General features: G+C 59.8%; 21 protein-coding genes. 8 read left to right on the top strand and 13 right to left on the bottom strand.

The genetic code is table 11. The annotated features are described in order from the left end of the window. Window positions 1-52: 52 nt before the first annotated feature. Window positions 53-499: a Crp/Fnr family transcriptional regulator gene (locus BLW50_RS21295; RefSeq protein ID WP_090706317.1), complete on the bottom strand. Its 447-nt coding sequence runs from the start codon at window positions 497-499 to the stop codon at window positions 53-55. A 25-nt stretch (window positions 500-524) separates the two neighbouring features. Continuing rightward, complete coding sequence (locus BLW50_RS21290; RefSeq protein ID WP_090706316.1) at window positions 525-1,205, bottom strand: response regulator transcription factor; 681 nt, start codon at window positions 1,203-1,205, stop codon at window positions 525-527. Between BLW50_RS21290 and BLW50_RS21285 the strand changes: the two genes are divergently transcribed. Beyond that, window positions 1,186-1,911 (top strand): L,D-transpeptidase family protein, encoded by a 726-nt coding sequence (locus BLW50_RS21285; protein ID WP_244544335.1) that lies wholly within the window; start codon window positions 1,186-1,188, stop codon window positions 1,909-1,911. The two genes, BLW50_RS21290 and BLW50_RS21285, sit on opposite strands and share 20 nt — an antisense overlap. Before the next feature lie 11 nt (window positions 1,912-1,922). Here the strand turns inward: BLW50_RS21285 and BLW50_RS21280 are convergent, their stop codons facing one another. Then, a complete protein-coding gene (locus BLW50_RS21280) occupies window positions 1,923-2,612 on the bottom strand; it encodes a YggS family pyridoxal phosphate-dependent enzyme (protein WP_090706313.1) in 690 nt (229 codons plus the stop codon). A 111-nt stretch (window positions 2,613-2,723) separates the two neighbouring features. Here BLW50_RS21280 and leuS point away from each other — a divergent pair, with 111 nt between their 5' ends. Genes leuS through holA form a run of 3 tightly spaced genes read left to right on the top strand, consistent with a single transcriptional unit; the run spans window position 2,724 to window position 6,936 of the window. After that, window positions 2,724-5,357 (top strand): leucine--tRNA ligase, encoded by a 2,634-nt coding sequence (leuS, locus tag BLW50_RS21275; RefSeq protein WP_090706311.1) that lies wholly within the window; start codon window positions 2,724-2,726, stop codon window positions 5,355-5,357. After that, window positions 5,344-5,889, top strand: coding sequence for an LPS assembly lipoprotein LptE (gene lptE, locus BLW50_RS21270; RefSeq protein WP_090706308.1), 546 nt, complete (start codon window positions 5,344-5,346; stop codon window positions 5,887-5,889). Before leuS ends, lptE begins: the two co-directional genes overlap by 14 nt. Before the next feature lie 9 nt (window positions 5,890-5,898). Then, window positions 5,899-6,936 (top strand): DNA polymerase III subunit delta, encoded by a 1,038-nt coding sequence (gene holA, locus BLW50_RS21265; RefSeq protein ID WP_090706306.1) that lies wholly within the window; start codon window positions 5,899-5,901, stop codon window positions 6,934-6,936. 86 nt (window positions 6,937-7,022) lie between these two features. Here the strand turns inward: holA and BLW50_RS21260 are convergent, their stop codons facing one another. From BLW50_RS21260 to hemE, 8 genes are all read right to left on the bottom strand, one after another. Next, complete coding sequence (locus tag BLW50_RS21260; RefSeq protein ID WP_090706303.1) at window positions 7,023-7,937, bottom strand: ParB/RepB/Spo0J family partition protein; 915 nt, start codon at window positions 7,935-7,937, stop codon at window positions 7,023-7,025. A 52-nt stretch (window positions 7,938-7,989) separates the two neighbouring features. Further along, window positions 7,990-8,805 carry a ParA family protein gene (locus tag BLW50_RS21255; RefSeq protein WP_090706301.1) on the bottom strand — a complete coding sequence of 272 codons (816 nt, stop codon included), beginning with the start codon at window positions 8,803-8,805 and terminating at the stop codon, window positions 7,990-7,992. A 40-nt stretch (window positions 8,806-8,845) separates the two neighbouring features. Then, window positions 8,846-9,478, bottom strand: coding sequence for a 16S rRNA (guanine(527)-N(7))-methyltransferase RsmG (gene rsmG / locus BLW50_RS21250; RefSeq protein WP_170850282.1), 633 nt, complete (start codon window positions 9,476-9,478; stop codon window positions 8,846-8,848). Window position 9,479: 1 nt separating this feature from the next. Continuing rightward, window positions 9,480-11,342, bottom strand: a complete 1,863-nt coding sequence (mnmG, locus tag BLW50_RS21245; protein ID WP_090706296.1) for a tRNA uridine-5-carboxymethylaminomethyl(34) synthesis enzyme MnmG — start codon at window positions 11,340-11,342, stop codon at window positions 9,480-9,482. 57 nt (window positions 11,343-11,399) lie between these two features. Continuing rightward, window positions 11,400-12,716, bottom strand: a complete 1,317-nt coding sequence (gene mnmE, locus BLW50_RS21240; protein ID WP_090706294.1) for a tRNA uridine-5-carboxymethylaminomethyl(34) synthesis GTPase MnmE — start codon at window positions 12,714-12,716, stop codon at window positions 11,400-11,402. Between the two features lie 88 nt (window positions 12,717-12,804). Continuing rightward, window positions 12,805-14,073, bottom strand: a complete 1,269-nt coding sequence (rho, locus tag BLW50_RS21235) for a transcription termination factor Rho (protein ID WP_090706290.1) — start codon at window positions 14,071-14,073, stop codon at window positions 12,805-12,807. Window positions 14,074-14,280: 207 nt separating this feature from the next. Next, entirely contained in the window at window positions 14,281-14,709 is a 429-nt protein-coding gene (locus BLW50_RS21230) for a CopD family protein (RefSeq protein WP_090706288.1), read from the bottom strand. After that, on the bottom strand, window positions 14,706-15,740 hold the full coding sequence (hemE, locus tag BLW50_RS21225) for a uroporphyrinogen decarboxylase (protein ID WP_090709480.1): 1,035 nt from the start codon (window positions 15,738-15,740) through the stop codon (window positions 14,706-14,708). Before hemE ends, BLW50_RS21230 begins: the two co-directional genes overlap by 4 nt. A gap of 449 nt (window positions 15,741-16,189) precedes the next feature. On the opposite strand from hemE, the gene BLW50_RS21220 reads away from it, so the two are divergent. Genes BLW50_RS21220 through dnaQ form a run of 4 tightly spaced genes read left to right on the top strand, consistent with a single transcriptional unit; the run spans window position 16,190 to window position 18,986 of the window. Continuing rightward, window positions 16,190-17,023, top strand: a complete 834-nt coding sequence (locus tag BLW50_RS21220) for a pyruvate, water dikinase regulatory protein (protein ID WP_090706286.1) — start codon at window positions 16,190-16,192, stop codon at window positions 17,021-17,023. Window positions 17,024-17,030: 7 nt separating this feature from the next. Continuing rightward, complete coding sequence (locus BLW50_RS21215) at window positions 17,031-17,651, top strand: Maf family protein (RefSeq protein WP_090706283.1); 621 nt, start codon at window positions 17,031-17,033, stop codon at window positions 17,649-17,651. Window positions 17,652-17,662: 11 nt separating this feature from the next. Continuing rightward, on the top strand, window positions 17,663-18,247 hold the full coding sequence (coaE, locus tag BLW50_RS21210; protein ID WP_090709478.1) for a dephospho-CoA kinase: 585 nt from the start codon (window positions 17,663-17,665) through the stop codon (window positions 18,245-18,247). 52 nt (window positions 18,248-18,299) lie between these two features. Continuing rightward, complete coding sequence (dnaQ, locus tag BLW50_RS21205; protein WP_090709476.1) at window positions 18,300-18,986, top strand: DNA polymerase III subunit epsilon; 687 nt, start codon at window positions 18,300-18,302, stop codon at window positions 18,984-18,986. A 66-nt stretch (window positions 18,987-19,052) separates the two neighbouring features. On the opposite strand, the gene secB is transcribed toward dnaQ, so the two are convergent. Both secB and BLW50_RS21195 read right to left on the bottom strand, forming a co-directional pair. After that, on the bottom strand, window positions 19,053-19,541 hold the full coding sequence (gene secB, locus BLW50_RS21200; RefSeq protein WP_090706281.1) for a protein-export chaperone SecB: 489 nt from the start codon (window positions 19,539-19,541) through the stop codon (window positions 19,053-19,055). Window positions 19,542-19,654: 113 nt separating this feature from the next. After that, complete coding sequence (locus BLW50_RS21195) at window positions 19,655-20,095, bottom strand: FxsA family protein (RefSeq protein ID WP_090706279.1); 441 nt, start codon at window positions 20,093-20,095, stop codon at window positions 19,655-19,657. Between the last annotated feature and the right edge of the window lie 32 nt (window positions 20,096-20,127).

Below are 20,127 nucleotides of genomic sequence, written 5' to 3'. Positions count from 1 at the left end.
CGATGTCATCCTGGGCGGGCGCAGCGTGATCCGGTATGACACAGAGCTTTCGCTAATTCTCCAACACACCACGCATCTGCGCCAGCTCGCGGCTGGTGCGCGTCAACCGTTCCGCCATGCGTGTCTTGAGCCTGTTGGCGCTCACGGGAAATTCCCCCAGCACGCGGCGAAAAAGGGTCCGCGAGACAAACAACACTTGCGTTGGCTGCAAAGCCGTTGCGGTGGCGCCGCATTCCGTTTCCGCGATCAGCGCCACTTCGCCAATCAGCGTGCCGGCGCCAGCGATATGTCGAGCGACATTGCCATTCTGCTCGATGGCGATGCGGCCGTTCAACACGAGATAACCGCCCTCAGACGTGTCACCCGTTTTGAACAGCACTTCGTCGGCTTTCAGATTGCGCGTGATGCCCGAGAAAGCGATCAAGCGGACCGCTTCGACTTCCATCTGGTCGAAAACGGGCACCGCTGACAGCGTGCGGATATCGTCTTCAAGGGACATGGTGAACCGTTACTTTCTCTACGCTTCAAGGCACCAGCTTGTAGCCGCCCGCTTCCGTCACAAGCAATTGCGCGCTGGCCGGATCTTTTTCGATCTTCTGCCGCAAGCGATAGATATGCGTCTCCAGCGTGTGCGTGGTGACATTGGCGTTATAGCCCCACACTTCGCGCAGCAGCACATCGCGCGTCACCACCTGTTGGCCGGCGCGATAGAGAAACCGCAGGATCGCCGTTTCCTTTTCCGTCAACCGGAGCTTGCTGCCCTTGTCGTTGACGAGCATTTTCGAGCTCGGCTTGAACGAATAGATACCGATCTGAAAAGTCGCATCGTCGCTCGATTCATGCTGGCGCAGATGGGCGCGGATGCGCGCCAGCAGCACAGCGAATTTGAACGGCTTGCTGACATAATCATTGGCGCCGGAATCAAGGCCGAGCACCGCATCGGCGTCGGAGGTCTGCCCGGTCAGCATGATGATCGGATTCTTGAACCCGTCCTTGCGCATGATGCGCACGGCCTCTCGACCATCCATGTCCGGCAGCCCGACGTCCATGATGACCAGGTCCGGCGTCTGGCTGCGGGTCATCTGCAGGGCCTTGGTCGCCGTATCGGCCTCGATCGTCGAGAATTCTTCATGCAGGTCGAGCTGGCTGGCCAAAGCCGTGCGCAGATCGAAGTCATCGTCAGTGATGAGGATTTTTCGGATCAAGTGCGGTGCCGGTCCAATTGCGCGCTGCGTGACGCTACGCAGCACAAATGAGGCGCAAACTGATTTGCGCTGCGCAATATTCAAGGAAATCTATCGGTTCCGCAAGCGACGGCGCCCTGAACTGATTGATCTGGCGACGAATGCCATGCACAAACAGGTGAATGCCACAGGTCCCGCCGCCGTGAAGCCGATCTCGCGTCTCCGTGTCTCCCAAGCGGCTGGCAGTCGCTCCGACGGTTGGCTGACCATCGGCACCTTAACCATCCCCTGCAAACTAGGCCCCGCCGGTATCGTTCACCGCAAGGTCGAAGGTGATGGCGCCACGCCCGCCGGCTCCTTCCACCTCTACCGTGGCTTTTATCGTCCGGATCGACTGCGGCGCCCGCAAACGGTCATTCCCCTGCAGCCGCAGCGCCCTTCGGATGGCTGGTGCGACGATCGCGCGAGCGGACAATATAACCGCCCCGTCCCTCACCCCTCTCCGGCCAGCCATGAGGCGATGTGGCGGGACGACCATATCTATGACGTGGTCCTGATCCTTGACCATAACCATAGACCAAGGATTCGCGGCGCCGGTAGCGCCATTTTCTTCCACCTGACCCGGACCCCGCCGGCGCCAACCGCCGGCTGCGTGGCGATTTCAGCTGAAGCCATGCGCCGGCTACTGCCGCGCCTGGCCCGCGATTGCCGAATCGAGATCGGGTAGGTCCGCCAGGCTCAAGCCTGGCGTTGCCCGAAGATCGCCGTCCCAACCCGCACTTCCGTCGAACCGAGCTGCACCGCCTGGCCGAAATCGGAGCTCATGCCCATCGACAATTGGCTGAGCCCATTGCGCTTGGCGATCTCGCCGAGCAAAGCGAAATGCGGCGATGCCTGTTCCTCGGCCGGTGGCACGCACATCAGCCCAACCACATCCAGGCCATGCACCTGCCGGCAACGGGCAATGAAAGCATCGGCTTCCGCCGGCAGCACGCCGGCTTTTTGCGGCTCGGCGCCAGTGTTGACCTCGATGAACAGTTTCGGCCGCCGCCCAAGTTTGGCGCTCTCGGTAGCAATCGCCTCGGCCAGATTGTCCCGATCGAGGGTTTCGATGACATCGAACAACGCCAGGGCGTCGCGCACCTTATTGGTCTGCAACGGCCCGATCAGATGCAGCTCCAGGTCGGGATAGCGGACGCGCAGATCCGGCCACTTCGATTTCGCCTCCTGCACGCGGTTTTCACCGAACAGGCGATGGCCGGCGGCCAGCAGCGGCTCGATTCGCGCGGCATCTTGCGTTTTCGAGGCGCACAGCAGCGCCACCGACGCAGGATCGCGCGGCACATGCCGCGCCGCCCGGTCAATATCCTCGCGGACCTTACGGAACCGTGCCAGAATATCGCCGGCGTCATCACCGAATTCACCCATTTGCCTCGTCGCTCCTTACCTGCGCCACAAGTTGCAAGCCATTGTGTTGGGCCGTAAAAGGACGCCAGTTTCGGCGCTATAGCGCCCTCCGTCAGCAGATTGCGACCCTGAATGTTTTCCGATCGATATAACCCACGCGAGACAGAGCCGAAATGGCAACGGTTCTGGGACGAGTCCGGCACGTTCAAAACGCGCAACGATGCGCCACAGCCGAAGTACTATGTCCTTGAAATGTTTCCCTATCCGTCCGGGCGCATTCATATGGGACACGTCCGCAACTACGCCATGGGCGATGTCGTCGCACGCTATAAGCGCGCCACCGGCTTCAACGTGCTGCACCCGATGGGCTGGGACGCCTTCGGCATGCCGGCCGAAAATGCCGCCATGCAGAACAACACTCACCCGGCGACCTGGACCTATCAGAACATCGCCTCCATGCGTGGGCAGCTCAAATCCATGGGTCTGTCGCTGGACTGGTCGCGCGAAATCGCCACCTGCGATCCGAGCTATTACCGCCACCAGCAGAAAATGTTCCTGGACTTCCTGGCCAACGGTCTTGTCGACCGCAAGAAGTCAAAGGTGAACTGGGATCCAGTCGACATGACCGTGCTCGCCAACGAGCAGGTCATCGACGGCCGCGGCTGGCGTTCGGGCGCCCTGGTAGAACAGCGCGAGCTGACCCAATGGTTCCTGAAAATTTCCGACTATTCGCAGGAACTGCTCGACGCCTTGCAAACGCTTGACCGCTGGCCGGAAAAGGTTCGGCTGATGCAGCAAAACTGGATCGGCCGCTCGGAAGGCTTGCTGGTTCGCTTCGACATCGATGCCGCGACGAACAAGACCGACACCAGCGAGATCGAGGTCTATACGACCCGCCCCGACACGCTGTTCGGCGCGAAATTTCTGGCCGTGTCAGCTGATCACGCTTTGGCCAAAGCGGTTGCTGTCGGCAATCCGGCCTTGCAGGCTTTCATCGACGAATGCCATCGCATGGGCACCTCGGTGGCTGCGCTCGAGACCGCCGAGAAGAAAGGCTATGATACCGGCATCCGCGTCGTACATCCGTTCGATCCGAACTGGACGCTGCCGGTCTATGTCGCCAATTTCGTGCTGATGGATTATGGCACCGGCGCCATCTTCGGCTGCCCTGCTCATGATCAGCGCGACTTGGATTTCGCCAATGCTTATGGCCTCGGCAACACGCCGGTCGTCTGCCCGCCGGATGTCGATCCCACCACCTTCGTGATCACCGACACCGCCTATGACGGCGATGGCCTGCTGATCAATTCACGCTTCCTCGATGGCATGACCATCGCCGCCGCCAAGGAAGATATCGCCCGTCGTCTGGAAGGCGAGACCTTAGGCGGTCAACCGCGCGCCGCGCGTCAGGTCAATTTCAAACTGCGCGACTGGGGCATTTCCCGTCAGCGCTATTGGGGTTGCCCGATTCCGATCATCCATTGCGACGCCTGCGGCAACGTGCCGGTGCCCGATGCGGACCTGCCGGTGAAATTGCCGGAGGATGTCACCTTCGATCGGCCGGGCAATCCGCTGGAGCGCCATCCGACGTGGAAGCACGTCGCCTGTCCGCAGTGCGGCAAGCCGGCGGCACGCGAAACCGACACGATGGACACCTTCGTCGATTCGTCCTGGTATTTCGCCCGCTTCACCGATCCCTGGAACGAAACGGCGCCGACGACGCGACGCGATGCCGACGCCTGGCTGCCGGTGAACCAATATATCGGCGGCATCGAACACGCGATTCTGCATCTGCTCTATTCGCGCTTCTTCACCCGCGCCATGACCAAGACCGGTCATCTGGGTATTGCCGAACCGTTCGAAGGCCTGTTCACCCAAGGCATGGTCGTGCACGAGACCTATCGCTCGGCCAACGGCGACTGGCTGCAGCCCTCCGAGATCGAAATGCGCATCGACAACGGCACGCGTAAGGCTTTCAACCTTGCCACCGGCGGTGAGATCACCATCGGCGCCGTCGAGAAGATGTCAAAGTCGAAGCGCAACACCGTCGATCCCGACGACATCATCGGCACCTATGGCGCCGATACTGCGCGCTGGTTCATGCTCTCCGATTCGCCGCCTGATCGCGACGTCATCTGGTCGGAAGAAGGCGTGCAGGGCGCCGCGCGTTATGTGCAGCAGCTGTGGCGGTTGATCGGCCTGCTCGCCGATATGGCGGCACCGGCCGGCACGCCGGTACAGAATGTCACCGAGCCCGCGGCCATCGACGTCCGGCGTCTGACCCATCGGCATTGCGCCCGCATCGCCGAACATATCGAGCGCCTGCGCTTCAACACCGCCATCGCCGAAATCCGCAAGCTGTCGAATGCGCTGAGCAAAGTCATCGGCGAAATCGAATCGCCGGAGCAGCTGTCGCCGCAGTTCCGTTTGGCTTGTCGTGAAGCGGCTGATTCGCTGGTGCTGATGTTCGCGCCGATGATGCCGCATCTGGCAGAGGAATGCTGGGAACGTCTCGGCCATTCCGGCGCCGTCGCTTATGCGCCCTGGCCCAAGGTCGATCCGGCCCTGTCGCGGGAAGACACGATTTCGATTCCCGTCCAGGTCAACGGCAAGAAGCGCGGCGAGCTTGTCATCGAGCGCGATGCTGATGCAAAATTGCTCGAAGCCGAAGCCTTGAAGCTTGATGACGTCCAACGCGTCCTGAATGGTCAGGCCGCCAAGAAGGTCATCATCGTACCCAACAGGATCGTCAATGTGGTGGTCTAACCAACAAGGCTTTCGGCAAGACTTTCGTGCACGGATCGCGGCGCTGACTGTCGCCGGTACGCTCGCTGTCTCGCTCGGCGGTTGTTTCCAGCCCATGTATGGCGGCCTCGCCGGCCAGCAATTGCAGGACGATCTGGCGGCCATCAAGGTGGAGCCGGTTCCCGATCGGCTCGGCCACTATCTCGGCAACGAATTGATCTTCGCGCTCAACGGCACGGGATCGAGTGTGCCGCCGCGCTATCGGCTTGTCATCACCGCGCGCGAGCGGGTGACTTCGCCGCTGGTCGACACCGTCACCGCGCGTGCCACCGCCGCCACGGTTCTGATCGACGCCGAGTATAAACTCTTCACCACGACCGACGACCAGAAGCCGGTTCTAGAAGGCATTGTGGTGGCGGCACAGAGCTATGACCGCACCAGCCAGCGCTTCGCCAACCAGCGCGCAGCGCGTGATGCGGAAATTCGCAATGCCAAGGTGCTCGCCGACCAGATTCGCACCCGCATCGCGGCCGGCCTGGCCCAAAAGAGCTGATCGCGCATCATGGTCGCGATTCGCAGCAGCGAAGCGGATCGCCTTCTGGCGTCGCGGCAGGAGCATATCCGCTTCTATCTGTTTTTTGGCGCCGATACCGGCTTGATCAGCGAGCGCGCCCGCAAGGCGCTGCGCCTTTCAGTCGACGATCCCAAGGATCCGTTCCAAGTGGTCGAGATGACCAGCGAGGAACTGGCGTCCGATCCGCAGCGGCTTTTGGACGAAGCCAATACGGTTGGCCTGTTCGGCGGCAAGCGGGCGGTGTTTATCGGCTCGGGTTCGGGCAATATCGCACCGGCCTTCGAACCGCTGTTCGATGTGCCGCCGGTTGATTCGACCGTCATCGTCGAGGCCGGGGCGTTGCGCAGCGATTCGGCCCTGCGCAAACTTTTCACCCAGCATCGCCAGGCCGTCGCCATCGAGTGTAATCCCGATCGCGAGGAAGATCTGGTTCGCCTGATCGACGCCGAGGTAGCGCGGGCGCAGATGAAGATCGACCCCGACGCCAAGGAGCTGCTCGTCTCGCTGCTTGGCGCGGACCGCCTCACCACCCGCAGCGAGATCGACAAGCTATTGCTCTACGCCCATGAAAAGGGCGTGGTCGATCTCGACGCTGTGTTGCAGAGCTGCGCCGACGCTTCGGCTTTGGTCATTGATGAAGCCATCGACGGCGCCTTCGCCGGCAATCATGCGGCGGTTAGCGAAACCTTGGAACGTGTCTTCGCCGCCGGCAACGATCCGGGCGGCTTTTTGATTCAGGCGCTCCGCCACGCGGTTATCGCCCATCGCGCCCGGCTCGAAATCGACAGCGGAACGCCCGCCGATCGCGCGGTTGAAACAGCGACACGCATCATGCCGGTGCCGTTTCCGCGTCGCGCACCCCTCTCGGTTCACGCCCGGCAATGGAGCGCACCGAAACTGGCGCGCGCCGTAACGACACTGGGTGACGCGATTCGCCGCTCACGGTTGGAGGCGCACTTAGCGCCTGAGATCGCCACCCGCGCGCTCTGGTCGATTGCTCTGGCGGGGCGCAACCCCGGGCGATGAAGACGACGTGATGTTCTACCGTTTGCCCTGGCTCCCGGATCACGCTGCGCGTGTCCGGGAAGGCACAGAGACTGCGGAAAGAATTCTTAGTTGCTCCGCTGCGACAGCTGCAAACCCTGCCGCAGCCGTTCGATGATCGCATCGAGCTGATCAAACGACGTATAGCGCAACACCACCTGGCCGTTGTCCGGATTGTTCGCCTCGATCGTCACCTTGACGCCCGTGGCTTCGCTCAGCTCGCGCTCGATCTGCCGTGTGTCGGCATCTTTCTCGGCCTTCGCCTTGCGCGGGCCAGCGGCTGTGGCCTTCGGCGCCGATTGCTCCTGCACCATCTTTTCCAGATCGCGTACGCTCAAGCCTTGCGCCACGGCCCGTTGCGCCACCGCATCCGGATCGGGCAGCGACAACAGCGCGCGCGCATGACCGGCCGACAAGTGTCCATGGGACACTAGCTTCTTGGTCAATTCGGGCAGGTTCAGCAGACGCAACGTATTGGCGATGTGGCTGCGGCTTTTGCCGATAATCTGCCCCACGTCCTGCTGCGTGTAGGAATAGTCCTGCATCAACTGTTCGTAGCCAGCGGCTTCCTCGATCGGATTGAGATCGGCGCGCTGCACGTTTTCGATGATCGCCAGTTCCCGCACCATGCGGTCATCGGCATCGATCACATGCACCGGCACTTCATGCAGACCGGCGCGCTGCGCCGCCCGCCAGCGTCGTTCGCCGGCGATGATCTCGTAGACGTTGGACGTCTCGGAGGGGTTGGCCGATTTACGCACGACGATGGGCTGAATGATGCCGCGCTTCTGGATCGACGAGGACAATTCTTCCAGCGCCGCTTCGTCGAACACCTTGCGCGGATTGTGCGCGTTCGGCCGCAGAAGTTCGATCGACACCTGCCGCGTCGGCACAGCCGCTGCTTTGACTTCCGGATCGGGCGCCGAGTCTCCTAAGAGCGCCGCCAGACCACGTCCCAATCGCTGGCGCGATTCCTCTGCCATCACATACCCTCTTGTTTACGCATCACGCGAACCGGATCATTCGCTCAAAGATTTAAGCCGCGCGCAGCCGGCGCTCGCGTTGAATCACTTCCGACGCCAGCTTGAGATAGGCCTGGCTGCCGGCACATTTCAGATCGTAGAGCAGCACCGGCTTGCCATGTGACGGTGCTTCCGACACGCGCACATTGCGCGGAATAATGGTGTCATAGACCTTGTCGCCCATGAACTTGCGCACGTCGGCCACGACCTGCGTGGCGAGATTGTTGCGCGGATCGAACATGGTCAGCACCACGCCATGGATGGCGAGATCGGCATTCAGCGCACGCTTCACCTGATCAATGGTCGACAGCAATTGCGACAGACCTTCAAGCGCGAAGAACTCACACTGCAGCGGCACCAGCACGCTGTCGGAGGCCACAAGCGCATTGACCGTCAGCAGATTGAGCGACGGCGGACAATCGAACAGAACATAGGTGAAAGGGTCGTCGGTGGCTTCGGTCGCCACGGCGAAATCGTGCACCGCGCTTTTCATGCGGTGGGCACGGTCCTTGTCGTTGGCGATCTCGAGTTCGACGCCGAGAAGATCGAGAGTCGATGGTGCGACAAAAAGTCGCGGCACACAGGTGGGACGGCTAACCTCGAGCAGCCCCTTCTCGCCCACCAAGACGTCATAGGTCGACAGCTTGCGCGACTGACGGTCGATGCCCAGACCCGTCGAGGCATTGCCTTGCGGATCAAGGTCGATGATCAAAACTTTCTCGCCAATGGCCGCCAAGGCAGTGCCCAGATTGATGGCGGTCGTGGTCTTACCGACCCCGCCCTTCTGGTTGGCGAGAACAATGACTCTCAGATTGGCTGGCGTACCCATGATCTCGTCTTGCCCCGCCGCAGACCAATACTAGGTCTGGCTATTGGTCCGTATCCGCTTTCCGCACCGCCACGAGTCGGGCCTGCGGATCAATTTGGCTTTTGATCAGACTCACTTCGAGACTACTAGATATTGTAGCCTCGGTCAACTCTGACTCTACATCTTGTCCTTTTAAGAACAAGCACTTGGCGCCATCCTCGATAAAAGGCGCCGCCAGATCGAGCAATTTCCACAACGGCGCCAAGGCCCGCGCGGTCACCATATCAACTCGGCCCACCGCTGCGTAGCAGTCTTCAATGCGAAGATTGTGGACGACAGCCGGCGCCTGCGTTTCGCGCGCGACGTCGCGCAGAAAGGCGCATTTCCGATGGTCGCTTTCGACCAGATGAACACGGGCATCGGTCCCGGCTAGGCAAATCGCGATGACCAGGCCTGGGAAGCCACCACCGGAGCCAAGATCAACCCAGGTTTTAGCCCCGCCACCGTGCGCAAGAATTTGTTGGGAATCGGCAAAATGCCGGGTCCAAATCTGGTCCAAGGTTGAGGGTGCGACCAGATTCTTGACCTTCTGCCATTTGCGCAGCCGGTCCTCGTAGAGCTCCAACCGAGCCAATGTTTCACGTGAAACATCCAGCCATTTCGCTGCCCGTTGCCGATCAGGTGCGTTGATCACGTCAGACGGCCTGCCGCTGGCTCTTGCGGGAATGGGCGATCAGCAGCGCGATCGCCGCCGGGGTCATCCCTTCGATCCGTCCGGCATGACCGATGGTCGCCGGAGCGACTTGGGCCAGACGTAACCGCAATTCCTGGGACAGCCCCGAAATACCGGCAAAATCAAGATCTGGCGGGATCGGTAGGCTTTCCTCACGCAGACTATCACGTACTTCAGCTCGCTGGCGATCCAGATAGACGTGGTACTTGGCCTCGAACCCAACCAGCTCGAGAATCCTAGGTTCTACCGCACCGATTTCTGGCCAGATGCCGGCCAGAGCCGCGCCCTCGATCTCATGATGAGAAAGCAGCTCAAACCCACTCCGGCGCACGCCGTCCTGGTTAATCATCAGGCCATGACGGCGCGCCTCGGTCGGCGACAGGCTGCGGGATTCCAGCATCTGCCGGGCGTCACCTAGCTTCTTCATCTTATCGCGGTGATAGGCGGCTCGCTCCGGCCCCACCACCCCAACGGTCAGGCCCCGATAAGTCAGCCGCTGATCGGCATTGTCGGCACGCAGGGACAAACGGAACTCGGCCCGCGATGTAAACATTCGGTAGGGCTCGGTGATGCCTCGGGTGATCAGATCATCGATCATCACCCCGATATAAGCCTCGGTACGACTCAAGATGATTGGTTCGGAACCGGATGATTTAGCGGCAGCATTCATGCCCGCTAGTACGCCCTGGGCGGCCGCCTCCTCATAGCCGGTCGTCCCGTTGATTTGACCGGCGAGGAATAGGCCCTCCACCTTCTTTGTTTCCAAAGTCGAGCGCAATTCGGTCGGATCGACGTGGTCATACTCGATGGCATAGCCCGGCCGGATGATCGCCACCTGCTCCAAACCCGGTATGGTCCGTAGGAAAGCCGCCTGGACATCTGCCGGGAGCGAGGTCGAAATGCCATTCGGATAAATGGTCGGATCGTCGAGCCCTTCCGGCTCCAGGAAGATCTGGTGGGTATCGCGATCGGCGAAACGGGTCACCTTGTCTTCGATCGACGGGCAATAGCGCGGGCCGCGCCCGGAAATCGATCCGTTGAAGATCGGCGCCACATGCATATTGTCACGAATGATCTGGTGGGTCGCTTCCACTGTTCGAGTGATGAAGCAATCAACCTGGGGGGTTGTGATCACCCGGGTCAGCTCGGAAAAGGGTTCCGGTACCGAATCGCCCGGCTGACGCTCCAAACTGGCCCAATCGATGGTCCTACCATCCAGCCGAGCCGGTGTTCCCGTCTTCAGACGACCCAGGCGCAGGCCGAACTGTTCAAACGAGGCCGAAAGTCGGGTCGAAGGCGCTTCACCAACCCGACCGGCCGGCACCCGCTGGTCGCCGATATGAATAAGGCCCCTTAAGAAGGTCCCCGTGGTCACGACAACTGAACCGCATCCGAATCGACGATCACCTGAGACCACAACCCCGGTAATACGCCCTTCCATCTGGCAGATCTCTTCGACGTCCCCTTCGATCACAGTCAGATTAGCTTGGTCGGCAATCGCCGCCTGCATGGCGACCCGATAGAGCTTGCGGTCAGCCTGAGCGCGAGGACCCCGCACCGCGGGACCACGCGATCGATTGAGAACTCGGAATTGAATACCGGCCGCATCTGCCACCCGGCCCATCAGCCCATCGAGGGCATCGACCTCGCGCACCAGATGGCCTTTACCAAGACCACCGATCGCGGGATTGCAGGACATCTCGCCGATGGTTCCGGCGGAATGAGTGACCAGTGCCGTCCGCGCGCCCATGCGTGCTGCGGCAGCCGCAGCCTCGCAACCAGCATGTCCGCCGCCAATGACGATCACATCGTAGAACTGGGTCATCAATCCGCTTCCGAATCGACGGAGTGTTTCACGTGAAACATTCCGGCCGTTAACGTTTTATTTACCGAAACAGAACCGGGCAAAAATCGAATCGAGCAAGTCCTCGACTCCGATCCTGCCAGATACGCGTCCGAGAGAGACCGCAACAGAGCGAAGCTCTTCCGCGAGAACCTCAGGCTGCCCGGCGATCCGCATCAGCGCTCTGTTGATCCCTGCGACCGCATCCGAGAGCGCCGCAAACTGCCGCGCCGAAGTGACCACGGCGGTCTCTGCGAAGTTCTCTACAGCAAACAGTCTTTCACGAACAAGAGCCAACAGCGTATCGACGCCCTCACCTGTCCGCGTCGAGATCGCCACGTCGAGGCCGCCAAGCGTGCTTCTGCCCATATCCGTCTTGGTTCTGATCCGAATCGATTGCCGATCGTCCCGTTCCATCACCAACGGCACGTCGGTCTCGGCGCGATCGCTCAGCCAAAGCACCAGATCAGCATGCTCGCTGCGGCTGCGCGCCCGCTCTATGCCGATTCGCTCAACCTCGTCCCCGGCTTCGTGGATACCGGCCGAGTCGATAAGTACGACCGGGAGTCCCTCGAGATCGAAGGTCACCTCGAGGAGATCGCGGGTCGTACCGGGTATATCCGAGACGATAGCCGCCTCGCGCCCAGCAATATGATTGAGCAGGCTCGACTTGCCGGCATTCGGCGGCCCGCTCAAGAGAACCGTGAATCCTTCGCGCACGATCTCGGCGCGGCGATAGCTGGCGAGCGCATCTGTCAGACGCATCCGCATATCCTGGAGAAGCGCCGCGAGCTGCGCCGGTTCAAAGGCCGGTGCCTCCCCCTCGTCAGCGAAATCGATACTGGCTTCGACCAGTGCCATCACCTCGATCAAACTCTCTCTCAACCCATCGATCTGCCGCGCCAAAGCGCCGTCAGTCTGATTGAGCGCTTGGCGCCGTTGCAGATCGGTTTGGGCATCGATGAGATCGGCCAGCCCCTCGACGGCGACCAGATCCATCTTGCCATTGGTGAAGGCCCGCTTGGTGAACTCGCCAGGTTCCGCCGAGCGGCAGGACGGATGCGCGCCCAGCACACGCAGGACAGCGGCGATGCTCGCGCGTCCGCCATGGATTTGCAGCTCGACGCTATCTTCGCCGGTAAAACTGTGCGGGCCGGGAAACCACAGCACGAGCCCGCGATCGAGAATGTCTTGGGTGTTGGGATCGCGGAGAGCCGCCAGCTGTGCATGACGCGGCGCCGGGAGCGAGCCGATCAGGCTCCGGCAGAGCGGGCCAGCTTCAGGCCCGGAGATGCGGATGACGGCAACTGCCGACCGACCCATCCCGCTCGAAACAGCAAAGATCGTATCGGCCATGTCCACACATCCTGAAAACAAAAACGCCGGTCAATTCGTCACGAAACCGAATCGACCGGCGAACATGCTTACCGAGTATGTCTTTCGACTAAGTGTTCATCGAGTCGAAGAACGTCGAATTGCCCTTCGGCGTTTCACGCAATTTGCCGAGCAGGAATTCGATCGCATCGATCGTGCCCATCGGATTGAGGATACGGCGCAGCACATACATCTTCTTGAGGATGTCCGGCGGAACCAGCAACTCTTCCTTACGCGTGCCCGAGCGGGTGATATCGATCGACGGGAAGACGCGCTTGTCCGCGACCTTACGGTCGAGAATGATTTCGCTGTTACCCGTGCCCTTGAACTCTTCGAAGATGACTTCGTCCATGCGCGAGCCGGTGTCGATCAGTGCCGTGGCAATGATGGTCAGCGAGCCGCCTTCTTCGATATTACGCGCGGCGCCAAAGAAGCGCTTCGGACGCTGCAGCGCATTGGCGTCGACACCGCCGGTCAGAACCTTACCCGATGACGGTACCACCGTGTTGTAGGCGCGACCAAGACGCGTAATCGAGTCGAGCAGGATGACGACATCGCGGCCATGTTCGACCAGGCGCTTCGCCTTCTCTATCACCATTTCGGCGACCTGCACGTGGCGCACCGCCGGTTCGTCGAAGGTCGAGGAGACAACCTCACCCTTCACCGAACGCTGCATATCGGTGACTTCTTCCGGACGCTCGTCGATCAGCAAAACGATCAGATAGCATTCGGGATGATTGGCGGTCACCGACTGAGCGATGTTCTGCAACAGAACCGTCTTGCCGGTACGCGGCGGCGCGACGATGAGCGCGCGCTGGCCCTTGCCGATCGGCGACACAATATCGATGACACGCGAGGAAAAATCCTTACGGGTCGGATCTTCGATTTCCAGCTTCAGCCGTGCATCGGGATAGAGCGGCGTCAGGTTGTCGAAGTGAACCTTGTGACGGGCCTTCTCAGGGTTTTCGAAGTTGATCGAATTGACCTTGAGCAGTGCGAAGTAGCGTTCGCCTTCCTTCGGGCTGCGGATGAGGCCTTCAACCGTATCGCCGGTGCGCAGGCCAAAGCGGCGAATCTGCGAGGGCGAAACGTAAATGTCATCGGGGCCGGCGAGATAATTGGCATCGGCGGAACGCAGAAAGCCGAAGCCATCCTGCAAAACCTCGACAACGCCTTCACCGACGATTTCGATTTCCTTGCTCGCCAGCTGTTTCAGAATGGCGAACATGAGTTCTTGCTTGCGCATGATCGAGGCGTTTTCAACCTCGTGCTCCTCAGCGAACGCAAGCAGTTCGGTGGGAGACTTCTTCTTTAAATCCTGGAGTTTGATCTCGGACATTGAGTGTAGCCGTAGCTAAAAGACGGAAAAGACAAACCGGGCGGTCAGATCGCAAATGAGGCGGATGTGACGATACGGCGATGGCCGGTCGCGAACCTAAAGGGTCGTCAGGACCGGATTTGGGGAGGGAGTTTCGGGATAATGCGATTCAGTGCCGACTTCAAGCGAAACCTTTAAGCATGACTTCAGCAGCACATCCGCATCGGTTCAAAATGGCTTGGCCAGCACCATGGTCACGATGACGATCATCAACAGCGTCGGTACTTCGTTGATGAGCCGATAGAAACGCGATGTATGCGGCCGCTGTCCCAGCTCCAGCAGCTTGCGCTCCCGGCTCAGAAATCCATGCATCCCGGACATGAGCAGGACAGCTGCAAACTTGACCATAAACCAAATATCATGAGTGAAACCGCCGGTGACTGCCAGCCAACCACCGGTGAGCCAGGCAGCAATCATGGCGGGGGTCATAATGCCCCGCAGCAGTCTTCGTTCCATCACGCTCAGTAATCGACTGGTATCCGATTGTGGATCAGTATCAGAATGATAGACGAAAAGCCGCGGCAGATACAGTATCGCTGCCATCCATGAAATAATAGAGAGAACATGGACGATCTTGACCGCAGTATAGAAGGTCATCGTCTTCTACCTGATCTTACTCGACCGATCAAATGTTCAACATTCTTGATCGGCGTCGGTGGTAGAATACCATGTCCTAGATTGAAGACATGGGGATAGCCGGCGAAATCTTCAAGAATACAATCGATTGCTTGATCCAACGCCGAACCTCCAGCCAATAAAGCCAGCGGATCGAGATTCCCTTGCAAAGGCTTGCCACCAGCCGCCTGCCGCGCCCAGCGCCGATCGGCTGTCGTATCGATACTCAAAGCATCGAGAGCGCCGATCTCCGTAAACCGCGTCAGTTGCTCGCCCACGGCCCTGGGGAAGCCGATGACCTTTGCCCCTGGATGACGGGCTTTCACCCCCTCAGCGATCCGCCTGATCGGCCTGACCGACCATTGCTTCAATTCCCCTGTCGGCAAGCTGCCAGCCCAGGAGTCAAAAATCTGCACCGCATTGGCGCCAGCCTCGATCTGCGCCGACAGATGCACGATAGCGACTTCAACCAACAAATCGATGAGCTGCGCGAAAGCTGCCGGATAGCGATAGGCAAACAGCCGCGCCGGCGCCTGGTCCGGGGTTCCCCGCCCGCCGATCATGTAGGTCGCCAAAGTCCACGGCGCCCCGCAAAATCCGACCAGCGCCACGTCAGCTGGCAATTGGGCGCGCACGCCGGTGATCGCCCGATAGACAGGCGCCAGGTGATCCATATCGAGCGTTGTCGATAGGCGCTTCAATCCGTCGGGAGCCTCGATCGCTGCAAGACGAGGTCCTTCACCGACTTCAAACCTAACGTCCTGCCCTAGAGCATCAGGGATGACCAGAATGTCGCTGAAGATGATAGCGGCGTCGAACCCAAAGCGCCGGATGGGCTGAAGGGTTGCCTCGATCGCCAGTTCGCTGTTGTAGCAGAACTCGAGGAACGACTTCGTCTTCGCCCGGATCTCCAGATATTCGGGAAGATACCGTCCCGCTTGCCGCATCATCCAGATCGGTGGCTGTGCGAAAGCCTGTCCGTCGAGAACCGAAAGAAAAACTGGTTTCGATATTGGCTTGGTCCTTGTTTTGGATTCCCCGGAAAGCTGGGTCACGCGATCTCACTTAAAGAAATATTATAGATTTTAAGAGTCTGCTTATTAGATTCCTAGGCAGGGGATAAGACTCATAAATTCTTAACCATCTTTCATCCCCGTTCTCTTCCACAGCCGTGTAGAGAGGGATCGGGTTCAACCATGCCCTGTGGGCAGGAAAGTTTCCGTTAAGATTTCATTAAGATGCGTTAAATGCCCCTTGTGGATGAGAGACGCCTTAGCTTTGTGTTAACAATTAAGGCGGCGAGACCTGCCCCCTTTATCCCCAGCCCCGCGAATGACCTAGAACCCGGTGGCTTATCCCCGCAGACCTGCTGATAAGTCCGCGGCAACCAATTCCCGGCTAGTTTTCCACACTGACTCACAGCATTCAGCACAGCGTCTAAGAACGTCATCGAGAGGCCCGCGTGAACCGCAATTATTTCCATCTGCATCTCGTGTCGGACGCGACGGGCGAGACTCTCATTGCCGTCAGCCGCGCCGTCACCGCGCAGTTCCAGGGCATCTCGGCGATCGAACATGTCTATCCCTTGATCCGCAATCGCGCGCAGCTCGATCGCGCTATGTCCGAATTGTCGGTCTCGCCGGGTATCGTTCTTTATACGTTGGTCGATGCGGAACTATCGGCGGAAGTGGAACGGGTTTGTGCGGAGACTGGCAGCCCTGCGTTGAACGTGCTGCAGCCGGTGTTGAATCTGTTTCAATCTTATCTTGGTACCGCGTCGACATCGCGCCCCGGCGCCCAGCACATGCTGAATGCAGAATATTTCAAACGCATCGATGCGCTGAACTTCACCATGATGCATGACGATGGCCAGTTGCCGGAAAATCTTGAAGACGCCGATGTCATCCTGCTCGGCGTCAGCCGCACATCGAAAACGCCAACCAGCATCTATCTCGCCAATCGCGGCATCAAGACCGCCAATATTCCATTGGTTCCCCATGTGCCACCGCCCCATGCGCTGACGGAAGTTCGCAATCCTCTCATCGTCGGTCTTCTCGCCTCGCCGGAGCGTATCGTTCAAATTCGCCAGAACCGCTTGCTGACGCTCAATGCCGATCAGGAAACGCCCTATGTCGATCGCATGGCGGTGGCTGAGGAAATCACCAACAGCCGTCGGTTGTTTCAGCAGAACGGCTGGCCGACCATCGATGTCACCCGTCGCTCGATCGAGGAGACCGCTGCTGCGATCATCGATCTCTATCGCGAGCACCGCCTGAAATTCATTGCCGAGTCATAACAGCAAGATGGCTTCCTCCCTGTGGCAAGCGGAACAGCCATTGGTGCTGGCTTCAGGCAGTGCCTCACGCGGTAAAATCCTGCGCGAGGCCATGCTGCCATTCGAGGTGGCTTTGCCGCAGGTTGATGAGCGGGCCCTGGAGGCCGCGATCGACACCGGTACCAATCGTCCCTCGCGTATAGCCGCCGCGCTGGCGCGCGAAAAGGCCTGTGACGTATCGCGCCGCTTGCCGGGACGTCTGGTGCTGGGTGGCGATCAGCTTCTCGCCGTCGGTGATGACATTGTTCATAAAGCCGCCGATTTAGCCGGAGCGCGGGCGACCCTGCGGGGTCTTGCGGGCGGGACCCACCGTCTGCATTGCGCTGCTTGTTTCGTGCGTGACGAGAAAGTGGTGTTCGAAACCCTGTCGATCGCCGACATGACCATGCACACTCTCTCAGAGGCGTTCATCGACCGCTATCTCAAGGATGTCGGTGCGGAGGTTCTGGGCTCGGTCGGCTGCTATCACATCGAAGGCGCCGGCGTTCATCTGTTCGCTGCGATCGCCGGCGATCACTGGACGATTCGCGGCCTGCCGCTCATGCCTTTGCTCGCCTTCCTGCGGGAAAGTGGTTATCTGTGCCGATGAAGGGACGCCAGATGATCGTCATCGGACTGACTGGCTCGATCGGCATGGGAAAATCCACGACCGCGCAGATGTTTCGCGATCGCGGCGTTCCTGTGCATGATTCCGACAGCGCCGTGCATGAACTCTATCAGGGTACGGCCGCGCCGCTGATCGAGGCGGCGTTTCCCGGCACCGTCGTCGACGGCATTGTCGATCGGCAAAAGCTCGGTGCCGCCGTGCTCAACCGGCCTGAAGCGATGAAGCAACTCGAAGCCCTTATCCATCCGCTGGTCGGCGCCCATCGCGATGCTTTCCTCGCCCGCTGCCGCGCCCAGCGCACACCCGTCGTCGTCCTGGATATTCCGCTTCTGATCGAAATCGGTGGTGAGCGCAGCGTCGATATGGTCGTCGTCGTCAGCGCCAGTGCGGAGGTCCAGAAGGCGCGCGTCCTGGCGCGGCCAGGCATGAGCGACGAAAAATTCAGTGCAATTCTCGCCCGGCAGACTCCTGACGCAATCAAGCGCGCCAAAGCTCATTATATTGTCGATACCGGCCATGGATTCGCCCATGCGGCGCGGCAGGTCGATGATCTGCTGTCTGCGATCGCAGGACGCTGAATTATTGCCGTTGAACTATATATTGAGTGTTTGAAGAGGATAACGAGTGTCGCTGCGCGAAATCGTTCTCGATACGGAAACCACGGGCCTTGATCCCAACAGCGGCGACCGACTGGTCGAAATCGGCTGCGTCGAACTGATCAATCTCATTCCAAGCGGACAGACGTTTCACGTCTATCTCGATCCCGAACGCGACATGCCGGAGGAAGCCTTTCGCATTCACGGCCTGTCGGCCGAATTTCTGAAGGGCAAACCGAAATTCGCTGATGTCGCCGACCAGTTTATTGAGTTCATCGCCGGCGATCAGCTGATCATTCACAACGCCGAATTCGATATCAAATTTCTCAATGCTGAGCTGGGGCGCACGCAGCGCACGCTGCTCAAGATGGACCGGGTGACGAACACCCTCGCCTTAGCGCGGCGCAAACATCCAGGCGCCTCGAATTCTCTCGACGCGCTCTGCTCCCGTTATCGCATCGACAATTCACGCCGCACCAAACATGGCGCCTTGCTCGATTCGGAAATTCTCGCCGAGGTCTATGCGGAGCTCTTGGGTGGCCGTCAGTCGCATTTCGTGCTGGCCGAATCCCAGTCCACCGCCGTCGATCAAGTGGTGGGCGATTTCTTGAAAAAGCGCGAAACCGCGTTGGCGCCAACCGTCAGCGTCGAAGAGCTTGCCGCACACAGCAAGCTGCTCGAGAAGCTCGGCGAAAAGGCGATCTGGCAACGCTATTTCTAAACAATAAAAAAGCTGGCTCTGACCGTGTCAGAACCAGCTTCGATGATTTGGAATGACGGACCGTGGTTACGCGGTCGCGCCAGCTGCCTGCAGCTGTTCCATGCGCTGCCGATAGAGGGCAACGAAATCGATCGGATCGAGCAGCAGCGGCGGGAAGCCACCATTGCGCACCGCGTCGGCGACGATCTGCCGGGCGAAGGGGAACAGCAGCCGCGGGCATTCGATCCACACGACCGGATGGATTTCGTTCTCGGGAATGTGCTGCAGCTTGAACACGCCACCATAGGTGAGTTCAAACTTGAACAGGACATTGGCGCCTTCGCCGGCCGAGCCTTCGAGCATCAGATTGACGTCGAAATCGGTCTCGTTGATCTGGTTGGCGTTGACATTGACCTGGATGGAAATGTTCGGCGGCTCGCCCTGCGGGGCCAGCGAACGCGGCGCGTTCGGGTTTTCGAACGACAAATCCTTCGTGTATTGGACCAGCACGTTGAGCTGCGGCAAAGCGCCGCCGTTTGCTCCGTTCGCCGCGCCGTTCGACCCATTCTCCGCCATTGCTAAACCCTTGTCCGGTCGTGTCGTCGGACAGCCAATGGGCTGCCTTCAATTATCGCGACGCCGCCTAGCATGATTGCCGGGCCGGGACAAATGCGATCCCGCAAAAGCCATCAGGGCTGGCTGTTGCGGTTCGACGACCATTCCTCCGGCCGCAGGTCGGTGATCCCGTCATTGGCTTCGCGGATCGGCGAAGAGACCGGGCTGAAACGCGCCGGCAGCAGTTTCAGGCCCCAGCTGGCGCCGATCAGCAGCAGGCCGATGAAATCGGTGAGGAAACCCGGCAGAATCAGCAAGATTGCGCCGGCGATCAGCAAGCCGCCCGAAAACAGGCCGTTGAAAGAGAGCTGGACGATCCGCCCGCCCGCGCCGGCGAACACCTCGCCCATATTCCTGCCAAGCTTAGCCAGGACCAAAAATCCGAGCATCAGCGAGCCAAAACCGATGCCAAGAGCGGCGCCAAAGCCCCATGCGTCGATTACGACCACATAAGTCGCAATTTCTGCAAGAAACAGCAAAATAAAGGACAGAGTTCCTAGCGAAAATCCGCGCATGCTGCTTTGTTCGCATCCTTCATCTGGTTAGA

It is taken from the genome of Beijerinckia sp. 28-YEA-48 (assembly GCF_900104955.1).
Lineage (GTDB): Bacteria > Pseudomonadota > Alphaproteobacteria > Rhizobiales > Beijerinckiaceae > Terripilifer.
Note: the sequence above shows the minus strand (reverse complement) of the source record. Positions and strands in the feature narration are given on the sequence as shown.

Bases quoted from the DNA above. Each gene is read 5' to 3' on its own strand.
- BLW50_RS21295 (WP_090706317.1), bottom strand. From the start codon at position 499: ATGTCCCTTGAAGACGATATCCGCACGCTGTCAGCGGTGCCCGTTTTC.
- BLW50_RS21285 (WP_244544335.1), top strand. From the start codon at position 1,186: ATGAGGATTTTTCGGATCAAGTGCGGTGCCGGTCCAATTGCGCGCTGC.
- BLW50_RS21280 (WP_090706313.1), bottom strand. From the start codon at position 2,612: ATGGGTGAATTCGGTGATGACGCCGGCGATATTCTGGCACGGTTCCGT.
- leuS (WP_090706311.1), top strand. From the start codon at position 2,724: ATGTTTTCCGATCGATATAACCCACGCGAGACAGAGCCGAAATGGCAA.
- lptE (WP_090706308.1), top strand. From the start codon at position 5,344: ATGTGGTGGTCTAACCAACAAGGCTTTCGGCAAGACTTTCGTGCACGG.
- holA (WP_090706306.1), top strand. From the start codon at position 5,899: ATGGTCGCGATTCGCAGCAGCGAAGCGGATCGCCTTCTGGCGTCGCGG.
- BLW50_RS21260 (WP_090706303.1), bottom strand. From the start codon at position 7,937: ATGGCAGAGGAATCGCGCCAGCGATTGGGACGTGGTCTGGCGGCGCTC.
- BLW50_RS21255 (WP_090706301.1), bottom strand. From the start codon at position 8,805: ATGGGTACGCCAGCCAATCTGAGAGTCATTGTTCTCGCCAACCAGAAG.
- mnmG (WP_090706296.1), bottom strand. From the start codon at position 11,342: ATGACCCAGTTCTACGATGTGATCGTCATTGGCGGCGGACATGCTGGT.
- mnmE (WP_090706294.1), bottom strand. From the start codon at position 12,716: ATGGCCGATACGATCTTTGCTGTTTCGAGCGGGATGGGTCGGTCGGCA.
- rho (WP_090706290.1), bottom strand. From the start codon at position 14,073: ATGTCCGAGATCAAACTCCAGGATTTAAAGAAGAAGTCTCCCACCGAA.
- BLW50_RS21230 (WP_090706288.1), bottom strand. From the start codon at position 14,709: ATGACCTTCTATACTGCGGTCAAGATCGTCCATGTTCTCTCTATTATT.
- BLW50_RS21215 (WP_090706283.1), top strand. From the start codon at position 17,031: ATGGCTTCCTCCCTGTGGCAAGCGGAACAGCCATTGGTGCTGGCTTCA.
- coaE (WP_090709478.1), top strand. From the start codon at position 17,663: ATGATCGTCATCGGACTGACTGGCTCGATCGGCATGGGAAAATCCACG.
- secB (WP_090706281.1), bottom strand. From the start codon at position 19,541: ATGGCGGAGAATGGGTCGAACGGCGCGGCGAACGGAGCAAACGGCGGC.
- BLW50_RS21195 (WP_090706279.1), bottom strand. From the start codon at position 20,095: ATGCGCGGATTTTCGCTAGGAACTCTGTCCTTTATTTTGCTGTTTCTT.